The sequence below is a fragment of the Cyanobacterium aponinum PCC 10605 genome (genome assembly GCF_000317675.1).
GTDB lineage: Bacteria > Cyanobacteriota > Cyanobacteriia > Cyanobacteriales > Cyanobacteriaceae > PCC-10605.
In genome coordinates, this window is record NC_019777.1 from 1 (window position 1) to 19,130 (window position 19,130).

At 33.6% G+C, this 19,130-nt stretch carries 21 protein-coding genes, 1 pseudogene and 1 CRISPR repeat array; of the genes and pseudogenes, 10 read left to right on the forward strand and 12 right to left on the reverse strand.

Features of this window, described 5'->3' with window-relative positions:
* The first annotated feature begins 258 nt into the window (after positions 1–258).
* Positions 259–1,200, forward strand: a complete 942-nt coding sequence (locus tag CYAN10605_RS17315; protein ID WP_015221239.1) for a tyrosine-type recombinase/integrase — start codon at positions 259–261, stop codon at positions 1,198–1,200.
* Positions 1,201–1,249: 49 nt separating this feature from the next.
* Here CYAN10605_RS17315 and CYAN10605_RS17320 read toward each other — a convergent pair whose 3' ends face one another.
* On the reverse strand, positions 1,250–1,552 hold the full coding sequence (locus tag CYAN10605_RS17320) for a hypothetical protein (protein WP_015221240.1): 303 nt from the start codon (positions 1,550–1,552) through the stop codon (positions 1,250–1,252).
* A 78-nt stretch (positions 1,553–1,630) separates the two neighbouring features.
* Complete coding sequence (locus tag CYAN10605_RS17325; RefSeq protein ID WP_015221241.1) at positions 1,631–1,999, reverse strand: hypothetical protein; 369 nt, start codon at positions 1,997–1,999, stop codon at positions 1,631–1,633.
* A 173-nt stretch (positions 2,000–2,172) separates the two neighbouring features.
* On the opposite strand from CYAN10605_RS17325, the gene CYAN10605_RS17330 reads away from it, so the two are divergent.
* The 5 genes from CYAN10605_RS17330 (at position 2,173) to CYAN10605_RS17350 (ending at position 9,922) form a co-directional block, all read left to right on the forward strand.
* The gene (locus CYAN10605_RS17330) at positions 2,173–2,562 is read left to right on the forward strand and encodes a hypothetical protein (RefSeq protein ID WP_015221242.1); all 390 of its coding nucleotides are present in this window, start codon (positions 2,173–2,175) and stop codon (positions 2,560–2,562) included.
* Positions 2,563–2,622: 60 nt separating this feature from the next.
* Positions 2,623–5,979, forward strand: a complete 3,357-nt coding sequence (locus CYAN10605_RS17335) for a DUF3987 domain-containing protein (protein WP_015221243.1) — start codon at positions 2,623–2,625, stop codon at positions 5,977–5,979.
* A gap of 365 nt (positions 5,980–6,344) precedes the next feature.
* Positions 6,345–8,048 carry a UvrD-helicase domain-containing protein gene (locus CYAN10605_RS17340; RefSeq protein WP_015221244.1) on the forward strand — a complete coding sequence of 568 codons (1,704 nt, stop codon included), beginning with the start codon at positions 6,345–6,347 and terminating at the stop codon, positions 8,046–8,048.
* An 11-nt stretch (positions 8,049–8,059) separates the two neighbouring features.
* Positions 8,060–8,821, forward strand: coding sequence for a ParA family protein (locus CYAN10605_RS17345; RefSeq protein ID WP_015221245.1), 762 nt, complete (start codon positions 8,060–8,062; stop codon positions 8,819–8,821).
* A 180-nt stretch (positions 8,822–9,001) separates the two neighbouring features.
* Positions 9,002–9,922, forward strand: a complete 921-nt coding sequence (locus tag CYAN10605_RS17350) for a ParB/RepB/Spo0J family partition protein (protein ID WP_015221246.1) — start codon at positions 9,002–9,004, stop codon at positions 9,920–9,922.
* Between the two features lie 19 nt (positions 9,923–9,941).
* Here CYAN10605_RS17350 and CYAN10605_RS17355 read toward each other — a convergent pair whose 3' ends face one another.
* From CYAN10605_RS17355 to CYAN10605_RS17380, 5 genes are all read right to left on the reverse strand, one after another.
* Entirely contained in the window at positions 9,942–10,508 is a 567-nt protein-coding gene (locus tag CYAN10605_RS17355) for a hypothetical protein (RefSeq protein WP_041923002.1), read from the reverse strand.
* Between the two features lie 367 nt (positions 10,509–10,875).
* Positions 10,876–11,325 (reverse strand): hypothetical protein, encoded by a 450-nt coding sequence (locus CYAN10605_RS17365; protein ID WP_041923004.1) that lies wholly within the window; start codon positions 11,323–11,325, stop codon positions 10,876–10,878.
* Positions 11,326–11,483: 158 nt separating this feature from the next.
* Positions 11,484–11,831, reverse strand: a complete 348-nt coding sequence (locus CYAN10605_RS17370) for a hypothetical protein (RefSeq protein WP_015221248.1) — start codon at positions 11,829–11,831, stop codon at positions 11,484–11,486.
* 24 nt (positions 11,832–11,855) lie between these two features.
* Complete coding sequence (locus CYAN10605_RS17375) at positions 11,856–12,935, reverse strand: MmcB family DNA repair protein (RefSeq protein ID WP_015221249.1); 1,080 nt, start codon at positions 12,933–12,935, stop codon at positions 11,856–11,858.
* A gap of 83 nt (positions 12,936–13,018) precedes the next feature.
* On the reverse strand, positions 13,019–13,777 hold the full coding sequence (locus CYAN10605_RS17380) for a 3'-5' exonuclease (protein WP_015221250.1): 759 nt from the start codon (positions 13,775–13,777) through the stop codon (positions 13,019–13,021).
* Between the two features lie 51 nt (positions 13,778–13,828).
* On the opposite strand from CYAN10605_RS17380, the gene CYAN10605_RS17385 reads away from it, so the two are divergent.
* From CYAN10605_RS17385 to CYAN10605_RS19410, 3 genes are all read left to right on the forward strand, one after another.
* Positions 13,829–14,077 (forward strand): hypothetical protein, encoded by a 249-nt coding sequence (locus CYAN10605_RS17385; RefSeq protein WP_015221251.1) that lies wholly within the window; start codon positions 13,829–13,831, stop codon positions 14,075–14,077.
* Positions 14,078–14,327: 250 nt separating this feature from the next.
* A CRISPR array of direct repeats spans positions 14,328–14,663; the repeat unit is 37 nt; unit sequence GGTTTCCATTAATTCCACTACCCATAAGAGTAGCAAT.
* Between the two features lie 271 nt (positions 14,664–14,934).
* Positions 14,935–15,090, forward strand: coding sequence for a cupin domain-containing protein (locus CYAN10605_RS19405; RefSeq protein ID WP_306302782.1), 156 nt, complete (start codon positions 14,935–14,937; stop codon positions 15,088–15,090).
* A gap of 6 nt (positions 15,091–15,096) precedes the next feature.
* Entirely contained in the window at positions 15,097–15,264 is a 168-nt protein-coding gene (locus CYAN10605_RS19410) for a cupin domain-containing protein (RefSeq protein ID WP_306302783.1), read from the forward strand.
* On the opposite strand, the gene CYAN10605_RS17395 is transcribed toward CYAN10605_RS19410, so the two are convergent.
* On the reverse strand, positions 15,244–15,849 hold the full coding sequence (locus tag CYAN10605_RS17395; protein WP_015221252.1) for a histidine phosphatase family protein: 606 nt from the start codon (positions 15,847–15,849) through the stop codon (positions 15,244–15,246). The two genes, CYAN10605_RS19410 and CYAN10605_RS17395, sit on opposite strands and share 21 nt — an antisense overlap.
* 8 nt (positions 15,850–15,857) lie before the next feature.
* Complete coding sequence (locus CYAN10605_RS17400) at positions 15,858–16,211, reverse strand: hypothetical protein (RefSeq protein WP_041923005.1); 354 nt, start codon at positions 16,209–16,211, stop codon at positions 15,858–15,860.
* A gap of 117 nt (positions 16,212–16,328) precedes the next feature.
* Between CYAN10605_RS17400 and CYAN10605_RS17405 the strand changes: the two genes are divergently transcribed.
* Entirely contained in the window at positions 16,329–17,198 is an 870-nt protein-coding gene (locus CYAN10605_RS17405) for an Abi family protein (RefSeq protein ID WP_015221254.1), read from the forward strand.
* Between the two features lie 91 nt (positions 17,199–17,289).
* Here CYAN10605_RS17405 and CYAN10605_RS18435 read toward each other — a convergent pair.
* The 3 genes and pseudogenes from CYAN10605_RS18435 to CYAN10605_RS17425 form a co-directional block, all read right to left on the reverse strand.
* Positions 17,290–18,344, reverse strand: a pseudogene (locus CYAN10605_RS18435) (IS630 family transposase).
* Between the two features lie 10 nt (positions 18,345–18,354).
* A complete protein-coding gene (locus CYAN10605_RS17420; protein WP_015221256.1) occupies positions 18,355–18,654 on the reverse strand; it encodes a hypothetical protein in 300 nt (99 codons plus the stop codon).
* Positions 18,655–18,761: 107 nt separating this feature from the next.
* Complete coding sequence (locus CYAN10605_RS17425) at positions 18,762–19,079, reverse strand: hypothetical protein (RefSeq protein WP_015221257.1); 318 nt, start codon at positions 19,077–19,079, stop codon at positions 18,762–18,764.
* Positions 19,080–19,130 lie beyond the last annotated feature (51 nt).

The following is a 19,130-nucleotide window of genomic DNA, read 5'->3' on the forward strand; positions in this document are numbered from 1 at the left end:
ATTTAAAATAATGGTCTAATGAATTATCAGTGTCTAATCCTTCATTTATGCAATTAAGAATATTAAGTTTAATAACTTGTTTTGTTTGGGGAAGGTATTGTCCAGTTGAAATAAAGACAGAGATAAAAATAGACCCTGAAGACTCAGATAGTTCTCTGATTTTGTTTATTGATGAACAGGAACAAAATTGGCAATAAACTTTCGTAAGAAAAAAGGGTAAGATGGAACGTGATAACTATTATCTGAACGAGTCAAATTATGCTCTCACAAACCAATAATCCTGAGTCTCTACAATTATCAGCTCCTATTCCCCTCACTCTCCATCCGGCGGCAGTTTATCTTTCTGGTTTAAGGAATAATTCTTATCGTAGCATTCGTTATTGTCTTGATACTGTAGCGAAAATTCTCTCTCAAGGACAATGTGATTGTATAACTATTGATTGGAGTAAAATACGTTATCATCATACTATGGCTTTACGTTCGGCATTAATAGATAAATATCATCCGACTACGATTAATTCGATGTTGACAGCCTTTAAAAGGGTATTAGGAGAAACTCAGAAACTGGGATTGATGGAGTTTGAGGTTTATCAAAAAACTGTTGATTTTAAAAAAGTTGTTGGTACAGCAGAGCCAAAAGGACGGGCATTAAGTAAAAAGGAGATTGGGCAAATCATTGCTACTTGTGATGGCAATAGTCCTACTGATATTCGTGATCGGGCAATTATCGGTATTTTGCGCGGTGGTGGTTTACGACGAGGGGAATTAATTAATTTGGAATTACGAGATTTAGAGTTAGATACTGGTAAATTAATTATTCGTCAGGGAAAAGGACATAAAACTCGTCATGTTTATATTCCTTCATCGGCTTTGGAATTTGTTAAACAATGGCTACAGTTACGAGGTTATGAAGATGGTTATCTATTCTGTCGTATTCATCGGGGTGGACATCTGAAAATGGGAAAAATGCACTCTGATTCTATCTGGCGTATGCTTCAAAAACGAGCAAAAATGGCGAATCTTAAATCTTGCTGTCCCCATGATTTAAGACGTACTTTCTGCGGTGATTTATTGTCGGCAGGAGTGGACATTGTCACCGTGCAAAAATTAGCCGGTCATGCCTCTCCTATAACTACTGCTAGTTATGATCGCCGTGATGATGAGATTAGACGTAATGCCGTAGAAAATTTAGGTTTTTAATCAAGCCTTTTTTCTTACGAAAAAGATATTTTTTTATAACGAGAAAGTATTAATTAATTTCACTACTTTTTTTCTGTATCTCCGTCCCTAAACCAAACATGAATTTATCCAAAATTTCAGGAGGAAAGATTTGCAAAGCCTCTTGTATCGTCTCTTGGTCAGAACCTGTATTAATAAGAAAGACATTTTTCCCAACCACATTATTTGATCCAATAATCAAAATTGGATGACTTTTATCCTTTTCTTGTTCTTCATTACTAATCGATTTCATCTTGACTTTTTCCTCTTTTACAACTACCTGTGTTGACTCTGCAAATAATTCTTTTGTTCCTAAAATATCCTGATTAAGCATTAAATATTTCTTTGTTAACAATATTATTACTTTTTAGTACATAAAAATATAACAAAGACATTGAAATAAATAAAGACTTCAATGAATTAATCTTTTTTCTTGAGCCAATTCCGATAATAAAGTAAACACACCATTAGAAGCAATGGTTTTCAATACTTCCGCCTGAACAGAAAATGGAGCTTCGGCGATAAGTTTTACTAAGTCTGGTTTTGGCGGTTCTAGTTCAGCCTCTGCTAATAATTCTATAAAACGCTGATAGGCTTCAGGTGATAGTTTTTTTAGCCCCTCTCTGATTTTATCAAATATTTTCACTCCTGTATTTTTCTCCCCATTTCTAAATAAACTCAAGGTTACTTCTGGTACTCCTGAAATTCTTGCAAGATCTCTCGCACAAAAAAAATCTTTATATTCAGTTAACACTATATCTAAACATTCATGAGTCTTCATAATTCATTGAATCTAAATAAAATTTATTACCTTTAGTAATTGATAAAAATGATAAGTGCATATATAATGTATTTTAACATATTGATAAAAAAAGCCACTAAAAGCGGCGAAGAAAAAAGCAAAAAAAAATTATTTTTTACCTTTTATTTTATTAATCAGGTAACTTCTTCATTATGTCACAAAAATTTCATTTTATCGATAGTCCCAGAATAATACCGAGAGGAAAACAAAAAATTCCCCCCAGTGGACACCTCGCCCCAGTCATTGAATTTAAGAACGGAAAGGCTTATCCAGCAATTAGTGGAGTTGATTTACAAGAAAGACAGGCTCGAAAATTAGATTGTCCCGAAGATTATCCTCACTGGTTTACCTGGTTTTATCAATGGGCAGAAAAAGACGAGCTTACCGATTTGTGGAGAACTAACTCTATTCGTGTTCCTCCTTGTCTCGTTAAATTCGTTAGATACATGATTGACCGAGATAAATCTATTTCTGAAATTCTCTTATTTATCCGTAAAAATAAGAATTCTTCTCGAAGTCATAAGTTAGACATCAGAACTTAAAAGTATTTGTAATCAAGTAATAAGTAATAATCTTTAACTTAAATCTTTACTTAAAAATTTATGAAACCGATTAAAGAAGTAACGAAACAAAATCCCTGTCCCCACTGCGGTAAACCAGACTGGTGTTATTCCATCGGTAACCTTTCCGTCTGTAATCGTGATAATCCCCCGGCTGATGGTTGGTATCAAACCAATAAAACAGATCGAGATGGTCATTTTTATTATGCCCCCATTCATGATTTACCTGAAAAACAACCCAAACAATCGAACACAAGGACATGGGAATATTTAGATCCCACAGGAAATAAATTAGTCAGAGTGGTAAGGATAGATCCTCAAAAAATTATCTGGCAGGAATACTGGTTAGAACACCCAGACTTAGCCAAATTCAGAACGGAGGGATACTGGGTGAAATTATCCCAAAAAGATTATGACAAGGGCAAATGTACCCAAGCCCAATGGGAATTATTTAATCAACTGAAAGAAGAAAAACGTCAACATATCCCCATATACCGTTACCACGAGATTCAAAAGGCAATATCCGAAAATAAAACCATCTTCATTGTGGAAGGCGAAAGTTGTGCCGATAAATTATGGGAGTTAGGTATTCCAGCTACTACTAATATCGGTGGCTCGAAAAAATGGCGTTCTTCTCATACTCAAGACTTGTTAGAAGGGAGTAGAGAGCGATCAGCCGTCCCCTCAATAGTGCTTTGTCCAGACAGGGATAAACCGGGGGTAGAACATACGGAGAGAATTTATCAAGATTTCCCTCATGCCCAATGGCTCTATGCTTTCCCTTTATCACCCTTGTGGAACGTTTCTTTACCCCATAGTAATGGTTTAGATATTGAGGACTGGATTGATGAATTAAAACACAGTTATCGCCTTTCTGATAACCAAATTGTCAAGACTATTTACAGTTCCATTGAAAACTACAGAAATTTGAACTCAGAACTGAATACAGATTTATTTAATCAATCTTTATCTGTCAACAATGTCAACACATTATCCTCAAACTCAGTTGGGGTAGGTAATTCCTCTGTCAACAAATCTGTCAGCACCTCCATCAACAATCATCAACAGTGTCAACAAATGAATGAAGCTGAATTAATCGCTAAACTACATGAAATTATCGATATAGCTCCTTCTAAGTCCACCATCACCGTCTTATTCTTCCAATTATCAAAGTCCACTGGACGTTCTGTTAATGAAATCCGAAAATTATACCAAGATTTAATTGCAGATATTGAAAAAGAGAATGATCGCCCTATTGTCAAACAGGAAATTAAACAGTTGTTGACACTAGAATCAACTCATCTGGATTTAGGGGATTATTTACCGATAGAAATGGTTAAACCTTTAAATCATATAGCAGAAATTCTTGGTTCAAATAGTCTTAGCCAATTAACTGCATTATTACCTGTTGTGGCTTCTATCATTAATCCAGATACGAAATTAACTCTGGTCAAAAGTAGTAAATTTTATGCCCGTCCTATTTTTTACTCGGCGGTTGTCGGTGAAAGTGGTTGTGCTAAATCCCCTACCATCAAAATTTTTACTGATCCTCTTACCCAATATATGCAAGGAAAAGCCGAAAATGTTTATCAGCATCAATTAGCTGAGTATGAAGCTATAAAAGCTGATAAATCCATTGATAATAAACCTCCCAAACCTAACGCCATTGAATATTATGTTTCCGATGTAACTTCTGAATGTTTAGCTCAAATTATCAATGAGCAACCCCATAAGGGATTTCTTATGTATTATGATGAATTATCAGGTTTAATTAAACAGAATAATGCTTATCGTGGCGGACGAGGGGCAGACCAAGAAAAAATACTCTCAGGACGTGATGGCACTGGTTGGAAGGTTAATCGTAAAGGGGGAGATCGCTTCCATAATAGTCGTTCTACTTATTCGATTTTAGGAGCAATTACCCCTGATATTTTGCGTCAGCAAATGGGAACTTGTCAGGATGAATCGGGATACTGGGCAAGATTTTGTTACTCTTATTTACCGATGAAAAAGTGTAAATTCCCTGATAATGAGTTGAATATTGATATTTATCCAATGTTATGTAGCTTATACGAGAATTTAGAACGTTTACCTGCTTATCAATATCATTTATGTCCATTAGGGGTAAATATTTATGAGGATTTCTTCAATGAGATGGAAGATAATAAGATTAACGAGCCAAATCAAGCTATGAGAACTGTTTACGCAAAATTTAAACGAGTGGCCGGAGAAATAGCTCTTTTACTTCAATCTCTCCATAAAGCCTTTTATCACATAGATGATGAGAATAATGAAATTACCTATATTGACCCTGAGTTTGTAGCGATGGGAGTGGAATTAGCTAAACGTTATATCTCTGAAATAAAAGCTATTTATCTTCGTCATGAAGGTAGCGATGAAAAGAATTTATCCCCAATTTATTCTCGTATCATTATGTTATCTCAGCGTAAAGGTTGGTTAAAAGCACGGGATTTAAAACAGGGCGATCGTTATTTTCGGAAATTAACTACGGTGGAGATTCGTCATCATTTTCAAAACTTAATTGATTTAGGATTCGGAGTAATTAGGGGAGTCGGCAAGGCAATGGAATGGTGCTTCTCGAACTCAGAAACTGAAAGCCTACATAATTTAAAGAAAGGCGAACAGAAGCGAGTAACTCAGAATTTAACATCTAATAAACCTGAACCATATAGTTATGCTTACCAACCATCACCTCCAAACTCAGAACTTATAACTCACAATTCAAACTATCATTCTTTAACCTTTAATGTTGACAATGTTGACGAATTTGTTGACAATCAAAATCAGCCTCAAAATACTGAAAATAATAAAGTTAAGTCAGTTATCCCCATAAATATTGACAATGTTGACAATTATTCAAACAGAGAAATTAAAACCGAAAAATCCGAACTGCTCAAGAATGAGTTAAATAACAATAAGTCAGAAATCATCCCTAATCCTCATACTCAGTTATCAACTACCGTAAATATTGAGGATAGTGATTCAATTCTTTCCTCTAACTCATTTTATGAACCATCTAGTCCTTCTGATATTCTTCAAGACAAACCCACTCAGGGATCAGAACTAAAAAGTGAGCCTTTAGCCCCTCAATCTCCCTCATTGAAGTCAGACAGTAAACCAAAAACGACCAAAAATTCTTCTCTATCTCATCAACACCAAAATACTAATCTATCTCAATCTTCTATTAATCCAAAACCCAGATTTGACGGTGGAGATAAATATGAGGGATTATATGCGATTGTACCGGTGGAATATGCAAAAAGCCAAATTTTAGTCAATTTAAGACAAGAAAAAAGCTATCTAATTGGTAAAGAATCAGGAATGACAAAATGGATTAAAGTACCTCTTTCTAAAGTAATTGAATATCGACAAAAATAATGATAAATAAATCACTCACAATTATTTATACTTTATCATCAACTCTCAGATTTTCTGGAGAATAGGATGCTAACATTCAAATATTCTCAAAAAAATAGGAGTTATTTCTATTTATTTTAATGTTACTCATTTTGAAGCGTTAAGCAAAATTAATAGTATGAAAATAAAAAGTTTAATTATTTATTAAAATAAATAAATATATTAATAAAAATTGTCACTATTACTCTAAAAATTGCGAAGATTTAATAAGAGAATAAACCAGAAAATAAATGATATAATAAATAAAATAAGATAGCAAAAATCAAGATGAAATTTGTTCTTTCTTGACTTGCTATCAACCTAAAATGCAACTATCATGATAACAAATGAAATGGAGTAATTATCAACAAAAAATATTTGAGTCGATCGCCCCGAGTCATAATATGCTGATTGAAGCAGTAGCAGGTAGTGGTAAAACTACTACGATTATAGAAATTGTTAAACTCTTGAAAAAAAAAGGATTAGTGTCTCGAAATAATGGCAATGGATTAGTCTGTGCTTTTAATAAACACATCGAAGTAACACTATCCCAGAAAATAAAAGGAACTAAATTTGTCTCTAAAACCCTAAATGCGATCGGACACGGTATTTTAGTGCGACATAGTTACCCTCGACAAATCAAAATAAATACCAATAAATATTATTCAATATGTGAACAAGTAATCGATTATTTTTCTCCTTCTTATTTATTCGAATTAAAGTTGAAAGGGTTAGTAAATGCAGAATATAAAGGAAAAAAGAACGGGGTAATTGGTTTTGAGAGATTAAAAGCTCGAAGAAAGTCTGATTATCCTTATGTTTTCGATGAATTTAATGATTTTGTCCAAGTAGTCAATACCTGTCGTAAAGAATATTCAAAACATTTCTTGTCCATCGAGGACTTACAGAATCTGATGGCGGAATATCCTCTTGAAATATCAGATTATCTCAAAAAGAAAGAATTACATCAAACCATCGCCGTTGAAGCTATCAATAAAGCTCTTGAGTACGGCATCAATAGTTACCTCAATGAAAGTACGATCGACTTTAGCGACCAACTGTGGCTACCTCTAACAATGGGATTATTCCCCATTACTAAATATGATTGGATTATTGTTGATGAATCTCAAGATTTAAACTTAAATCAGGCAAGACTAATTAAAGTATTGGGAAAATCAAGCAGTACCTATATCTTTGTCGGAGACTCAAAACAAAGTATTTATTTGTTTAACGGTGCAAAACCAGATTGTATGAGTTTAATTAAAAAGTATTTTAATTGTAATAAATATCCTTTATCTTTATGTTATCGATGTCCGCCTAATCATCTGAAATTAGCCAAAGAATATAATCCCCAGATAGAAGCCTTTAAACAAGAAGATGGACTAATTAAACAGTTAACCATTACAGAAGTTCGAGATTTAGTCAAAGGTTGTTATCAGACAGGAACAGAAATCTTATTAATTTCTCGACTCAATTATATTTTCTTTGATGTACTTTGTCAGTGTGCTTTTGGGGATAAAATTAAGGTTTCTTTGTTGGGTAAAGATTTGGCTGGAGAATTAGTGAAACTAGCTCGTCAAATATTACCTAGTCGTTTTACAGATTTTAGTAAAATTAATCAAATTCTCAATGGTTATGTTGAATATTATTCAGAACAGATGGATAGTAGCAAAGCCGATTATTGCAAATGTTTAATGTCCACTTGGCGTTATATTGAACCATCTACTATCAATGATTTAGAGAATGTATTAAACTCGGTTATTATTTCAGAGGGAGTAATCAAATTCGGTAGTATTCATCGGGCAAAAGGAACAGAATCTGATCATGTAGTCATCTTAGGTGATAATCTTTTACCTTATATTCCGACTAACCGAGAATTAACTTCTAAAGAAACCCAACAGGAAGAGAATCTTACCTATGTTGCTTTTACTAGGAGTAAAAAAAATCTTTATCTTGTACCTTACACGAATGGCAATGATGAACATCGTGAAGTTGAGTTAAATCTCAATGATGATAATATTTTCGGTGCTGATATTAATTATGGATTTTAATAGAGATAAAAATGAAAACTAATGTAATTGCTTTATTTAATCAAGCGGGGGGGGTAGGCAAATCTACTCTTACCATGAATTTGGGTTATGCCCTTGCCAAGAAAAAAAAGAAGGTTTTACTATTGGATTTAGATCCTCAAGCCTCTCTTACTACTTTTATGGGTATTGAACCCCATGAGTTAGATATTACTGTTTATGATGCTCTAGTCGAAACGTTTCACCTAAACATTAAAAATAAGATACATGGTTTGGATTTAGCTCCAACAAACATTAATCTTAGTTTAGCGGAAATGGAATTAGTATCAGCTTTAAATCGAGAGCAACGTTTAAAACAAGTTCTTTTCCCTATATTGCCTAATTACGATTTTATTCTGATTGATTGCCCTCCTAGTTTGGGTATTTTATCGATTTTAGCTTTAACGGCGGCGACTCATTTATTAGTTCCGATTGAAACTGAATTTAAAAGTTATTTTGGTACTGGGTTATTATTGGATACGGTAGCTCGTATTCGTCGTCATGTTAATCCTGATTTAGATTTTGCTGGTTTTGTACCGATGAAATTTGATAAAAGACGTTCTCAACATCTTCGGACTTATGAGCAAATGAAAGAAGAATTGACTAAATTAGGTACTGTATTTACACCTATTCCTGACTCCACTGTTTTTCCAGATAGCACTGAGGAAAGATTACCTTTAGCTTTATATAAACCCAAACATCCAGCAGTGAAAGTTTTTAATGATATTGCTAAACATTTACTACAACTGAATAAATGAATGATATATGAGAATATTTGATTCGGAAAGGTTTTGAATTTTTATCACTATCGAAGATTTTACTTCTAACTCAATTAATATTGGTTATCTTAGGTGAAACGTTTCGCCTAATGGTTTGAACTGTTAAACACTTATCTTTTTCTCGCTTTTTAATAAACTTATCACCTATCTTAATTATCAATGGCTAGTAAGAAAACACCGTTAAAAACCAGTTTAAATAATCGTATCGATGCTTTATTTGGGGGGGATAATCAAGATTTACAATCTTCTCAAAGACCTAAGACTATGGCAATTGATGTATTAATATTACCCGAATATCAACCCCGGCAATATTTTGATTCGGAAAGTATCTCTCAATTAGCAGAAAGTATCAAAGTTCATGGTATCTTAGAACCTTTATTAGTGCGTCCCGCTGGCGAAGGTAAATATGAAGTGGTGGCAGGAGGAAGACGTTATCGAGCAGTTCAACTTTTATCTTTAACGGAAGTACCTGTAATTATTCTTAATTTGACTGATGATGAAGCCCTAGAAATCGCCATTTTAGAGAATTTACAACGAGAAAATCTTAATCCCATTGAAGAAACAGAAGCTATTTTAAAGTTACTTTCAGGAAAATTAAATCAAGATGTGCAAGAAGTAATCTCTTTGCTTTATCGTTTAAGAAATGAAGGGAAGGAAGAATTTAAGCGAAACGTTTCACCTAACTCAGAAATAGTGGAGACGGTCTTTCAAACGGTAGGAATTACGGCTAAGTCTTTTGTGGAAACGAGATTACCTTTACTGAAATTACCATCAGATATTTTATCGGTTCTCAGACAAGGGAAAATAGCTTATACAAAAGCGATCGCACTTAGTAAAATAAAAGATGAACAACAACGGGAAAAGTTATTGAAAGATGCAATCGAGCTTAATTTATCGGTCAGACAGATAAAGGCAAGGATAAAAGAATTAAATAAAAGAGAAACAAAAGATACCCCTTCGATAAAAATAGATATAACGGTAAAACAGATGAAGAAAAAGAAATTATGGGAAACAGAACCGAAGAAGTGGGAGAAGGTAGAGAAACTATTGGAAAAGATTAATTTATTGTTAGAAGATTAAAAGTTTTTTTCTTAGGAATTTATTTCGCTCGATAAATAAGAGGATAATTTTCAGGTTCAACGAAAACATCGGTACAATCAGTTTTTGCTCGATATTCTAATAATGTAAAATTTGAACCATTGATTTTATAGGTAGCTAATGCTCCTATATTTTTTGCACATCCAGAAATAGTATGGATTTTAAGAATCGAGGGGTTTTTCTCGTCACGATAAATGAATCCGGCGAAATTATCAACATTAGTTCTTTCTAATTTACCTAATTCATTTTCTTGAAACCCGTCTAATTTTAAGAGCTCTATTTGATTACCTGAATTGGTTTTGACATACTTAACAAAAGAAAAATTAGTCTGATAGGCAGCTAAAAAACAATAAAAAATAACAATATATTCCTGTTGATTGAATTTAATAACTTCTGATACTGTTTGTGCATAATCCCAAACAAGGGCATCTGGACATAAATTAATTTTCTTTCTATTTTTATATACTTCTTGTATAATTTCCTGATTTTGATTATTGGCTAAAACAATAAAATTAGGAATGAAAGATATAAAAAAAGTGATAATTATAATTAAATATTTTTTATTCATATTCAAAAGTACGGCATTGACCATCATAATAACCAGTCCTGATATGGTTTGGTAAGATCATTCTATCCCCACAATCAGAACTAATTTCCTCCTCTCTATTACCGTACAGTTTCCCCCTTTCTCCCTAATCCCATCAATATAACTCACTATCTCTGTCCCTAATACTTGATAATGCGATCGCTCTATGATTCTGGCAATAAATGGAGAAGCGACCAATACGCCACCAATTAGAATAACAATTATCTGAACTGTCTGAAAGTTAATTTTATCTAGCTTCATCAGACAATTTAATTTATCAGTACTAGGAAAGGGAGAAGGCTGTAAATATTTACAGTTCTATTGGTGAGAAAAAAAATAATAATTTCTATTAATTTTCTTCAAGCAAGTCATCAAAAGTGAGGTCAAAACTATTATCAATAATATTTAAAGGAGAAGTCTTTTCTATACTTTTCTTAAACGCTCCTCTTTTTCTTGTATTTTGTTTTGATAAGTCTCTAATATCAATTAAATTTCCATGTTGAAATTTTAATTCTAATAATGTGTTATATGCTGTTCCCTTTTGATAACCCATGTGAATATAGAGAGTATCAATTAGTTCTTTAGCAATCCTGATTACTCCCGTAAAATCAGTAAGTAAACGAAGGTTTTCATAATAAACTCCATAATCTTGTTGTTTAGGTTCTACTCCATTAATCTCAGGATATTGTCCTTTTATTTCCCCCACTACCATTTCTTGTAATAATAATTGATTGTCTTTAATTTCGTAAGTAGAATAAAAACCTCGATAACAAGCGGTATGGAGCATTTGAGGATTCATGCCATAATCTTGGGGAATAATTAAGTCTCCACCTTTTAGATAGACTAACTCGAATTTATCTTCGTTATAAATGAAGGTATCAGGAATTTATCCAGTCATAAATTATCTTTTAAGTTCTTACTTATATATCAGTGTCATTTTTCTGATTTATGCAGAATTTAGAAATATTCTTTGGCAAATTTGATTAACTTTTGTTTTAACTCCACAGAAATAAGAGGGAACTGCTCAATTTCCAAAACTATCTCTAATTTTGTTTTCCCTTTATTCCTCATTTCTGTCACCACTCCCTTTGCTATATTCTCAAACCCATATTCTGCTATTCCTTCAGATATTTTTGTTAATAGCAACAATACTCCTATACCTCCTAACATTCCTAGTGGACCACCTAAAGTAGCTAAAGCAGTAGTAATCGCCGCCGCTCCCGTATAACCAGAAAAGAACATTAGAAATAAGAGAATTAACCCAGATACTCCGAGACTAGCTATATTAGTAATTAATTTGTCCATTGTTTACACAATAATTGGTTCTAATTAACTATCAGTGTCATTTTCGTCGTTTATGCAAATATCTTGTTCATCAGAGCCAGACCAATTCAATACTCTTTCATATAAAGTCTCATAAATGAAACTGACTGATGATGGGGTTAGTTTTTTTGGATAACGATATATTTCGACAGGATAGCTGAGGTGTTCATTAACTTCTGCCATCAAATCAATCAGTAATATGCCCACTTCGCTATTTGTTGTTTCTTCTATCATTTTGATCAAACTCAGATTCTGAGATGGAATGGCAAAACAGAAGTAGTGACAGAAATTAAGATATTTATGCCATTTATGATCTGAAATAAAATCTTGCTGACTAGACTTTATTTCAACAATAAAAACATCTTTCGGACGCTTATAACTCCATCGGATTACCGTCATAAAATCTATCCTTAATCTTTTCCCCTCAAAGTTTATTCTTACTTCTGTATGGTCTTGATAATGTTTTGGGGGATAACGCATTTGACTACATTTTTTAGTCCAGTCAACTAGATTTATTTTTAAAGAGCGAACGATACTAGGGGCTATTTGTTGTGTTGATATTTGCTTTGTCTCATTATCAATGGTTTTTTCGCCGATTAATCCTAAATGTTCATATTTGCCTTCGTTTCCTTTTGTCGGTCTTCCCCTATTAGTTTTAGCATTGAGAGGTCTGTACTGTTGTTCAATCGCCCTTGTTTCTTTAACAGTGATATTACCTTCTAAAACTTGTTGTTTGAGTTTCTCATAGACAGGAGCTGGTGCATTTCGTTCTACTTTCTCTAAATTTTCCAGAGCTTCGGGGGATGCTACCGCATGATCAATTTCCTCAATTTCCTTACTTCCTACAGTGTAAAGATAGTATTTCCCCGCTTTAATATATCTCCAAATTAAGGAGGGTTGACGATCACATTTCTTGGCAATATGGTGAACCCATGCGGTAAAAGATGTTTGTCCAGACTGTTTAAATAATTCCTTTTGTCGAACGACAATAGCTATTTTAGCAACTTCTCGCCAACTGGATTCAGGGGTAATTAACAGTTGTTCTATCTGATGTTCAGCTTTTTCTAGTTTATCAATATCAAGCATGACTATTTCTGAATAATAGTCTAGTTAACTAGATTATAATATAAACAGTCAAAGTGTGGATGGAAAATTTATTTCTGATTAAGTCATTCTTGGTAACAGTGACAGATTTCTTCTTTGGTTAATATTGAATCAGAAAAAATATCATAAAGATATTCAACAATATCGATAGTAGAATCAGCCATTTCTTCTAATACTTCAAAAGCTCTCAGACAATCATCTAATGCCCTATGACCGCCATTAAGAGGTTGCCATTTATAATCATCGTAGTAACCAGAATATTCCCCCATAAATATAGCGTACATTTCCATCAAACAATGGGAATTAAAGTTAATTCTTGGTAATTCATTTCTCCTACACTCACTATTTATAATCGGATGGTCAAAACTGGTGTTGTAAATTAACACATTTTGGTTACTCAGAATTTCCTTTAATCGGTCATAAATATTAGTAAAACAAGGAGCATCAGCTACCATTTCATTGGTAATGCTGTGTATTTTGATTACTTCATAAGGAATAAAACAGGCAGGTTTTACTAGAGTATTAATCAATATTTGTTTATCTTGGTTAATAACGGCAATTTCAATTATTTCAGTATTTTCCAACCCCGTTGTTTCCGTGTCAAGGATAAGGAATTTATCATTTCGCCATTTATTCGCCCACTTTACGGCTCTATTATAGTCTAATATTCGATCGTACTCATGATTAAGGAATTGCTTAATTTCTCGTTTTATCCTGCCTTTCTCTAGTCCTAATTTCTGTTTCTTCGTTAACTGCCTTTTCGACTTAACAGAATTAGAATCTTTAATATCAAATAATAATAAAGTATATTTTCTCGTTATCAAACCCTTACACTATAATTACTTAATAATTATTCAAAATTTGTGTGTGAGGAAATGAATTTAATATTTATAGAAGCTCGTGGTGGCTTGACTACGAGTGAGCAGTTATTGGGTGTAATTAACCAACATCCTCAAGGATTAGGATTAACTATCAAACAACTCAGTTATAGTATCAATCGTCCTGTTAGTATGATTAATCTTTGTTTGAAGCAATTAAGCAGTAGAAAACAGGTCAAAATACAGTTAAGGGGAATGCAAAAATTGGTTTACCCTTATGATTCCTGTAATCACTTAAAAATATAATTAATTTGGCTCTATTACTTCTCGTCGTATAAATTATTGATGTTTGGTAGGCAATAAATTGTCTCGTCAGTTATTGCCGAGGATTTTTTGTTACTGCTCTTTCTCTACAATCTTTGCATCTTACTAACTAAAGCAATCCCTATTTCCTCATAATGGTGCGATCACCTTTTATCTATATTTCCACTACCCCGAAGGATAGCGATAGGTAAAAGAACTTATCTTGATCCCTCGTATGTCTATAAATGCTTAACGTTTCCATTAATTCCACTACCCATAAGAGTAGCAATTCCTTCAGTTTGAGTCTGATACAGTTCCTTGTACCAAGGTTTCCATTAATTCCACTACCCATAAGAGTAGCAATTGCCATTAATGATTACAGCTGGGAATAGTTTAGGCAAGAGGTTTCCATTAATTCCACTACCCATAAGAGTAGCAATCCATATCATCAAAGCGGCGTGTGAATAAAGTAAATGCCGGTTTCCATTAATTCCACTACCCATAAGAGTAGCAATGTGAAGATGACGTCATCTTGATTAACTCCCACCAAAGGGTTTCCATTAATTCCACTACCCATAAGAGTAGCAATTAACTAATTTTAACCACTTACCCTGTCTGATGTCTAGAAACGGTTTGCGAACCTTAGCTAAATTGTCTTCAGATTGCTTTCTATATACCTTGATGTACATAGTTAAAAGTCCTGCCTAGTATGCTATCGAGGCTCACAACGCATTTACTTAATTTGAGGTCATTTTGGTTGAGGGTCGTCGTCACCTAATCTTTAATTTTCCTTAATTTATTGGTTGCGATGCTGATTAAATTCCCTGAGACTATTATTGATAAAAAATACTAAACATCCAATGATTAACCCTGAAAATTTATTCGACAATATTCCTTCTTTAGTTGAGGGGGAGGATTTCTCTGAACTACTCAACTGCCGTAACGTTGTCATTGAGAGAATTGTTAGTAGCGACAAATCCGATAATAAGGTTTATAATCAGGAACAAGACAAATAGGTAATCTTGGTTAAAGGAGAGGCACAGCTAAGAATTAACGATGATATTGTTAACCTGAAAGCAGGGGATTATATTTTTATTTCTGCTATGATTCCCCATCAAGTCCTCACTATTTCTAATGATTGTTTATGGTTAGCGGTACATATTTATTTATTAAGGAAATATTCGTCCTAATACTTTAATTTGATTATTGTTTGAGTCAATGTGCAACACCACTCCTTCACCAGAACGGGGAAAAATATCGCTGATTGCGGTAATGTTGACCTGATGAGAAACCAGAACTATCACCCCGTCTTGATGAGTTTCTTCTAACAGAAATTTTCGTAATTGATTTGTTTGTTCTTCTAAACGACTGGGTGTACTAAAAAATGAATTTAAAGGAGGAAACGATTGTACTTTTCCCACATTCATTAGATTTGCTGTGTCTAAACAACGACACCACTGACTTGATAAAATCTTTGTTACATTGATTTGACGGCTTTTAAATGCTTCTCCCATGCGGATAGCTTGGGCTTTTCCTTCAGAGGATAAATTTCGTTGAGTTGAGCAATCATTCAGACTGAAGTTTGGGGGATCTCCCGTACCTGGTGCGAAGGCGTGTCGAAACAACACAACATAAACTTTTCCTTTTTCTTGTAACTTTGACCATAGGTAATCATCTGATAAATTTTGTTGTGAAACCACAGGATATTGATTTCCACAGGCGATCGCAATGAAAGAAACAGCCAATAATCTGAGAAATTTACGTCTTTGAGTCATTGTTTAAGCTAAAACCAGTTTAATTCTCTAAGAGCATAAACAACTTGGTTACGCATTTGCCAATAATAGCGGTTATCTTGTTCATAGCCTATACTTAATACTTTCCAATATCCTTCTCCTATAATCTCTACTGCTAATAAGTCCTTGATTTTATGAGCTAAGTTACCGTAAACAGCATTAATCGTTTCAATGGGTTTTGAGACAGCTATAGCTAAATCCTCAAGTTTTATTTGGTGGTGAGGAGCAGAATACTGTATCCTTAACAGTTCTGTCTGTAACTCTGTCATCTCTATTTTCCTGAGTGCTGAGGTGTAATCATTCACTGTCGGCACTTCCATTAAACCATCTATTATTTTTATCATCTTAGGTGCGATCCAACTATTTACCCTAATAGATTATAATGGGGATAATAAAACCCGCCACAGCTCTACTACGGTATCTGCAAAGAGGTGGGTTACTCTTTCTCTACACTCTGAGTAATGCTGTTTAATAAATCCCCTAAAACTATTGATGAACAAATAGAACTTCTAATTTCCAGAGGAATGATTATCACAGATCATCCTAAAGTTCATGATGTTTTAACTCATGTCAATTATTATCGTTTAGGTGCTTATTGGCTACCTTTTGAACAAGACCATGAAAATCATATTTTTAGATCGGGAACTTATTTTGATGATGTTCTTAATCTGTATATATTTGACCGTAAATTACGATTACTTGTTTTAGATGCCATTGAAAGAATAGAAGTATCTTGTCGAACTCAGTGGGCTTATTTCATGGCACATAATCACGGTTCTCATAGTTATTTAGATTCTACGTTAGCTCGTAAAGAAAGTTATTGGGTAAGTAATCTTCAATCATTGGAAAATGAGGTTAAACGCTCTAAAGAGGTATTTATTGAGCATTATAAAAATAAATATACTCAACCAGATTTACCACCAATTTGGGCAGTCTCAGAGGTAATGTCATTAGGGTTATTCTCCCGTTGGTTTACTAATTTAAAACCAATGGCAACTAGAAAAAAGATAGCTAATCAATATAATTTAGACCATGAAATTTTAGCTAGTTTTTTAAGACATTTAACAGAAGTGAGAAATATTTGTGCGCATCATAGCAGACTATGGAATAGAAAGTTTACTGTCACTTTAACTATTCCTAAAAACCCAACATATTTAGCTGAAAAAATGAATCAAAATGAGAAACGTCGTTTATATAATACTTTAGTAATGTTAAATTATTTGTTGAATTTTGTTAGTCCTAATAATTCTTGGTACAAACAATTAATTGAGCTTATTCAAGAACATCAGATTAATCATAATTTAATGGGATTTACTGAAAAACATAGCTAATTACAATTTTTTACTGTCGGCACTTTCACTTTTCATCTATTATTTTTATCATGTTATATCAAATCCGTTTAATTAGCCACACTAAAAGATATTAATTAGGCCACCAATAAAAATTGGCTATTCCTTTAACTATTTCTTTTTCTTCCATAATTTTTTTGCATCTACTAATAACTACCTCTTCTAACTCTTCTAAATTTTTAAATGTCCTATTAGCGATGGCCTCATTTATTAATGGCCACAAACGTTCTGCCGGTTGTAATTCTGGAGAGTGAGAAGGCATCAGCATAACGTGGATTCCCTCTGGTATTTCCGTCGTTTCTTTAATCGGATGCCAACCAGCTTGATCCATTGCCAAAATCACCCTTTTGTTTTTACCTATTTCATAATGCTGTGCAAAATCTTTTAAGACTCGATTAAACAATTCAGTATTTACATATGGTAGTAGCCACCAATATGTCTCTCCTGTATTTGGTTCCACAAAGCCATATAACCACAACCATTGAAAACCCCAATTGACCGTAGCTATCGGTTGATAACCTTTTTCTACCCATACTCTTCTTAATACTGGTTTGAGTCCTAAACGATGCTCATCCTCAGCCCACACTTGAACGTCCGCGTCGGGATATTCTTGTTGAATCTTTTTTTTTTTTCTGCTAGTTGATTTTTCCATTCATTTTGTTCAAGGCAGCTAGAATTTTGATGATTTGGACGAGGACATCGGAGACGATATTCTAATCCTTTAAGATATTCCCATCCTCTTTGAGGAGAAATAGTACGATCTAGAAGTTGAGTGAGCCATTTTGCGACTTTGACACCATTCCAAAGTCCTTGATCATCGGGGGGTGATTGTAATCTTTGATATAGCAGAGCTAATTGTTGATCGTCTAATAACGGTTTTCTACCCCGATTATGTTGTCTTTGATCCCCCAACATTTTTGCACCCGAACGATTATAACTACGAACAAGTTCGTAAATCCAACTTAAGCTATATCCTGTAACGTGGGAAACATAAGAGGTTCGTTTCCCTTGTGCTAATAACCAAATCACTTGGTAGTGAATTTTTTCAATCCCTTGTTTGGCTTTTCGATACCCTTGTTCTAATTCTTGTAAACTTAAATGGGGTTCAATTTTGATTCTTGAAGGCATTGGTCAAAATCTACGACAACAAATATACATCCTCTTGATTATACCATGTGCAATTAAGCGGATTTGATATAAAAGCAGGGTGATTATTCAATAACCATAACTGTCTCTCTTTGTTTGGTTTATCTGGTAATTTAATTAGTTCTCCATCATAATAAACATAGCCGTCTGGACACCATTGTTCCTCAAAGATGTAGCTAGGGTTTAACCGATAGTCTAAACAATCTTTATCTACCCCAGAAGGATGGACAGCACAGACTAGATGTGGACTATTACTATAAAACTGACAGCGATCGCACTTATCTATTTTCATAAACTGAGACGCAATTAACTTTAATTTTATTGATTATTAAAAATGATTAGAACATTTACTTGTTTCCTTTTCCTTACCTTCACCTAAAGATTTGGAAGCATCCTGACTTAACTATATACTTCACTTAGAAGAATTTGGTAAACCTGTTCAGGGTTATCAGGAGTAATAACGGGTTTTGTTAACTCCCCTTCATCAATAATGATTAACTTATCTTTACATGGACGTTTAGGGTCTAAATTTAGCCAATAGCTTAATGAACCGCCCCATATTCTAGCCTTTCCAGTCCACCATGTCATTTCTTGTGTGCTAACCTGATTTATTTTTTTGTAGGGAATACGTTTATCTCCGAAAGGAAAATAGTAATAGAGAATAGTTAAAGCATCATCGTCACAAATAATATATTCATCTTCATATAAAATAGTCATGGGTTGTTCAGGGTTTTAATTGAGACTTTAGGTTATGCTGTTGATTTCAGT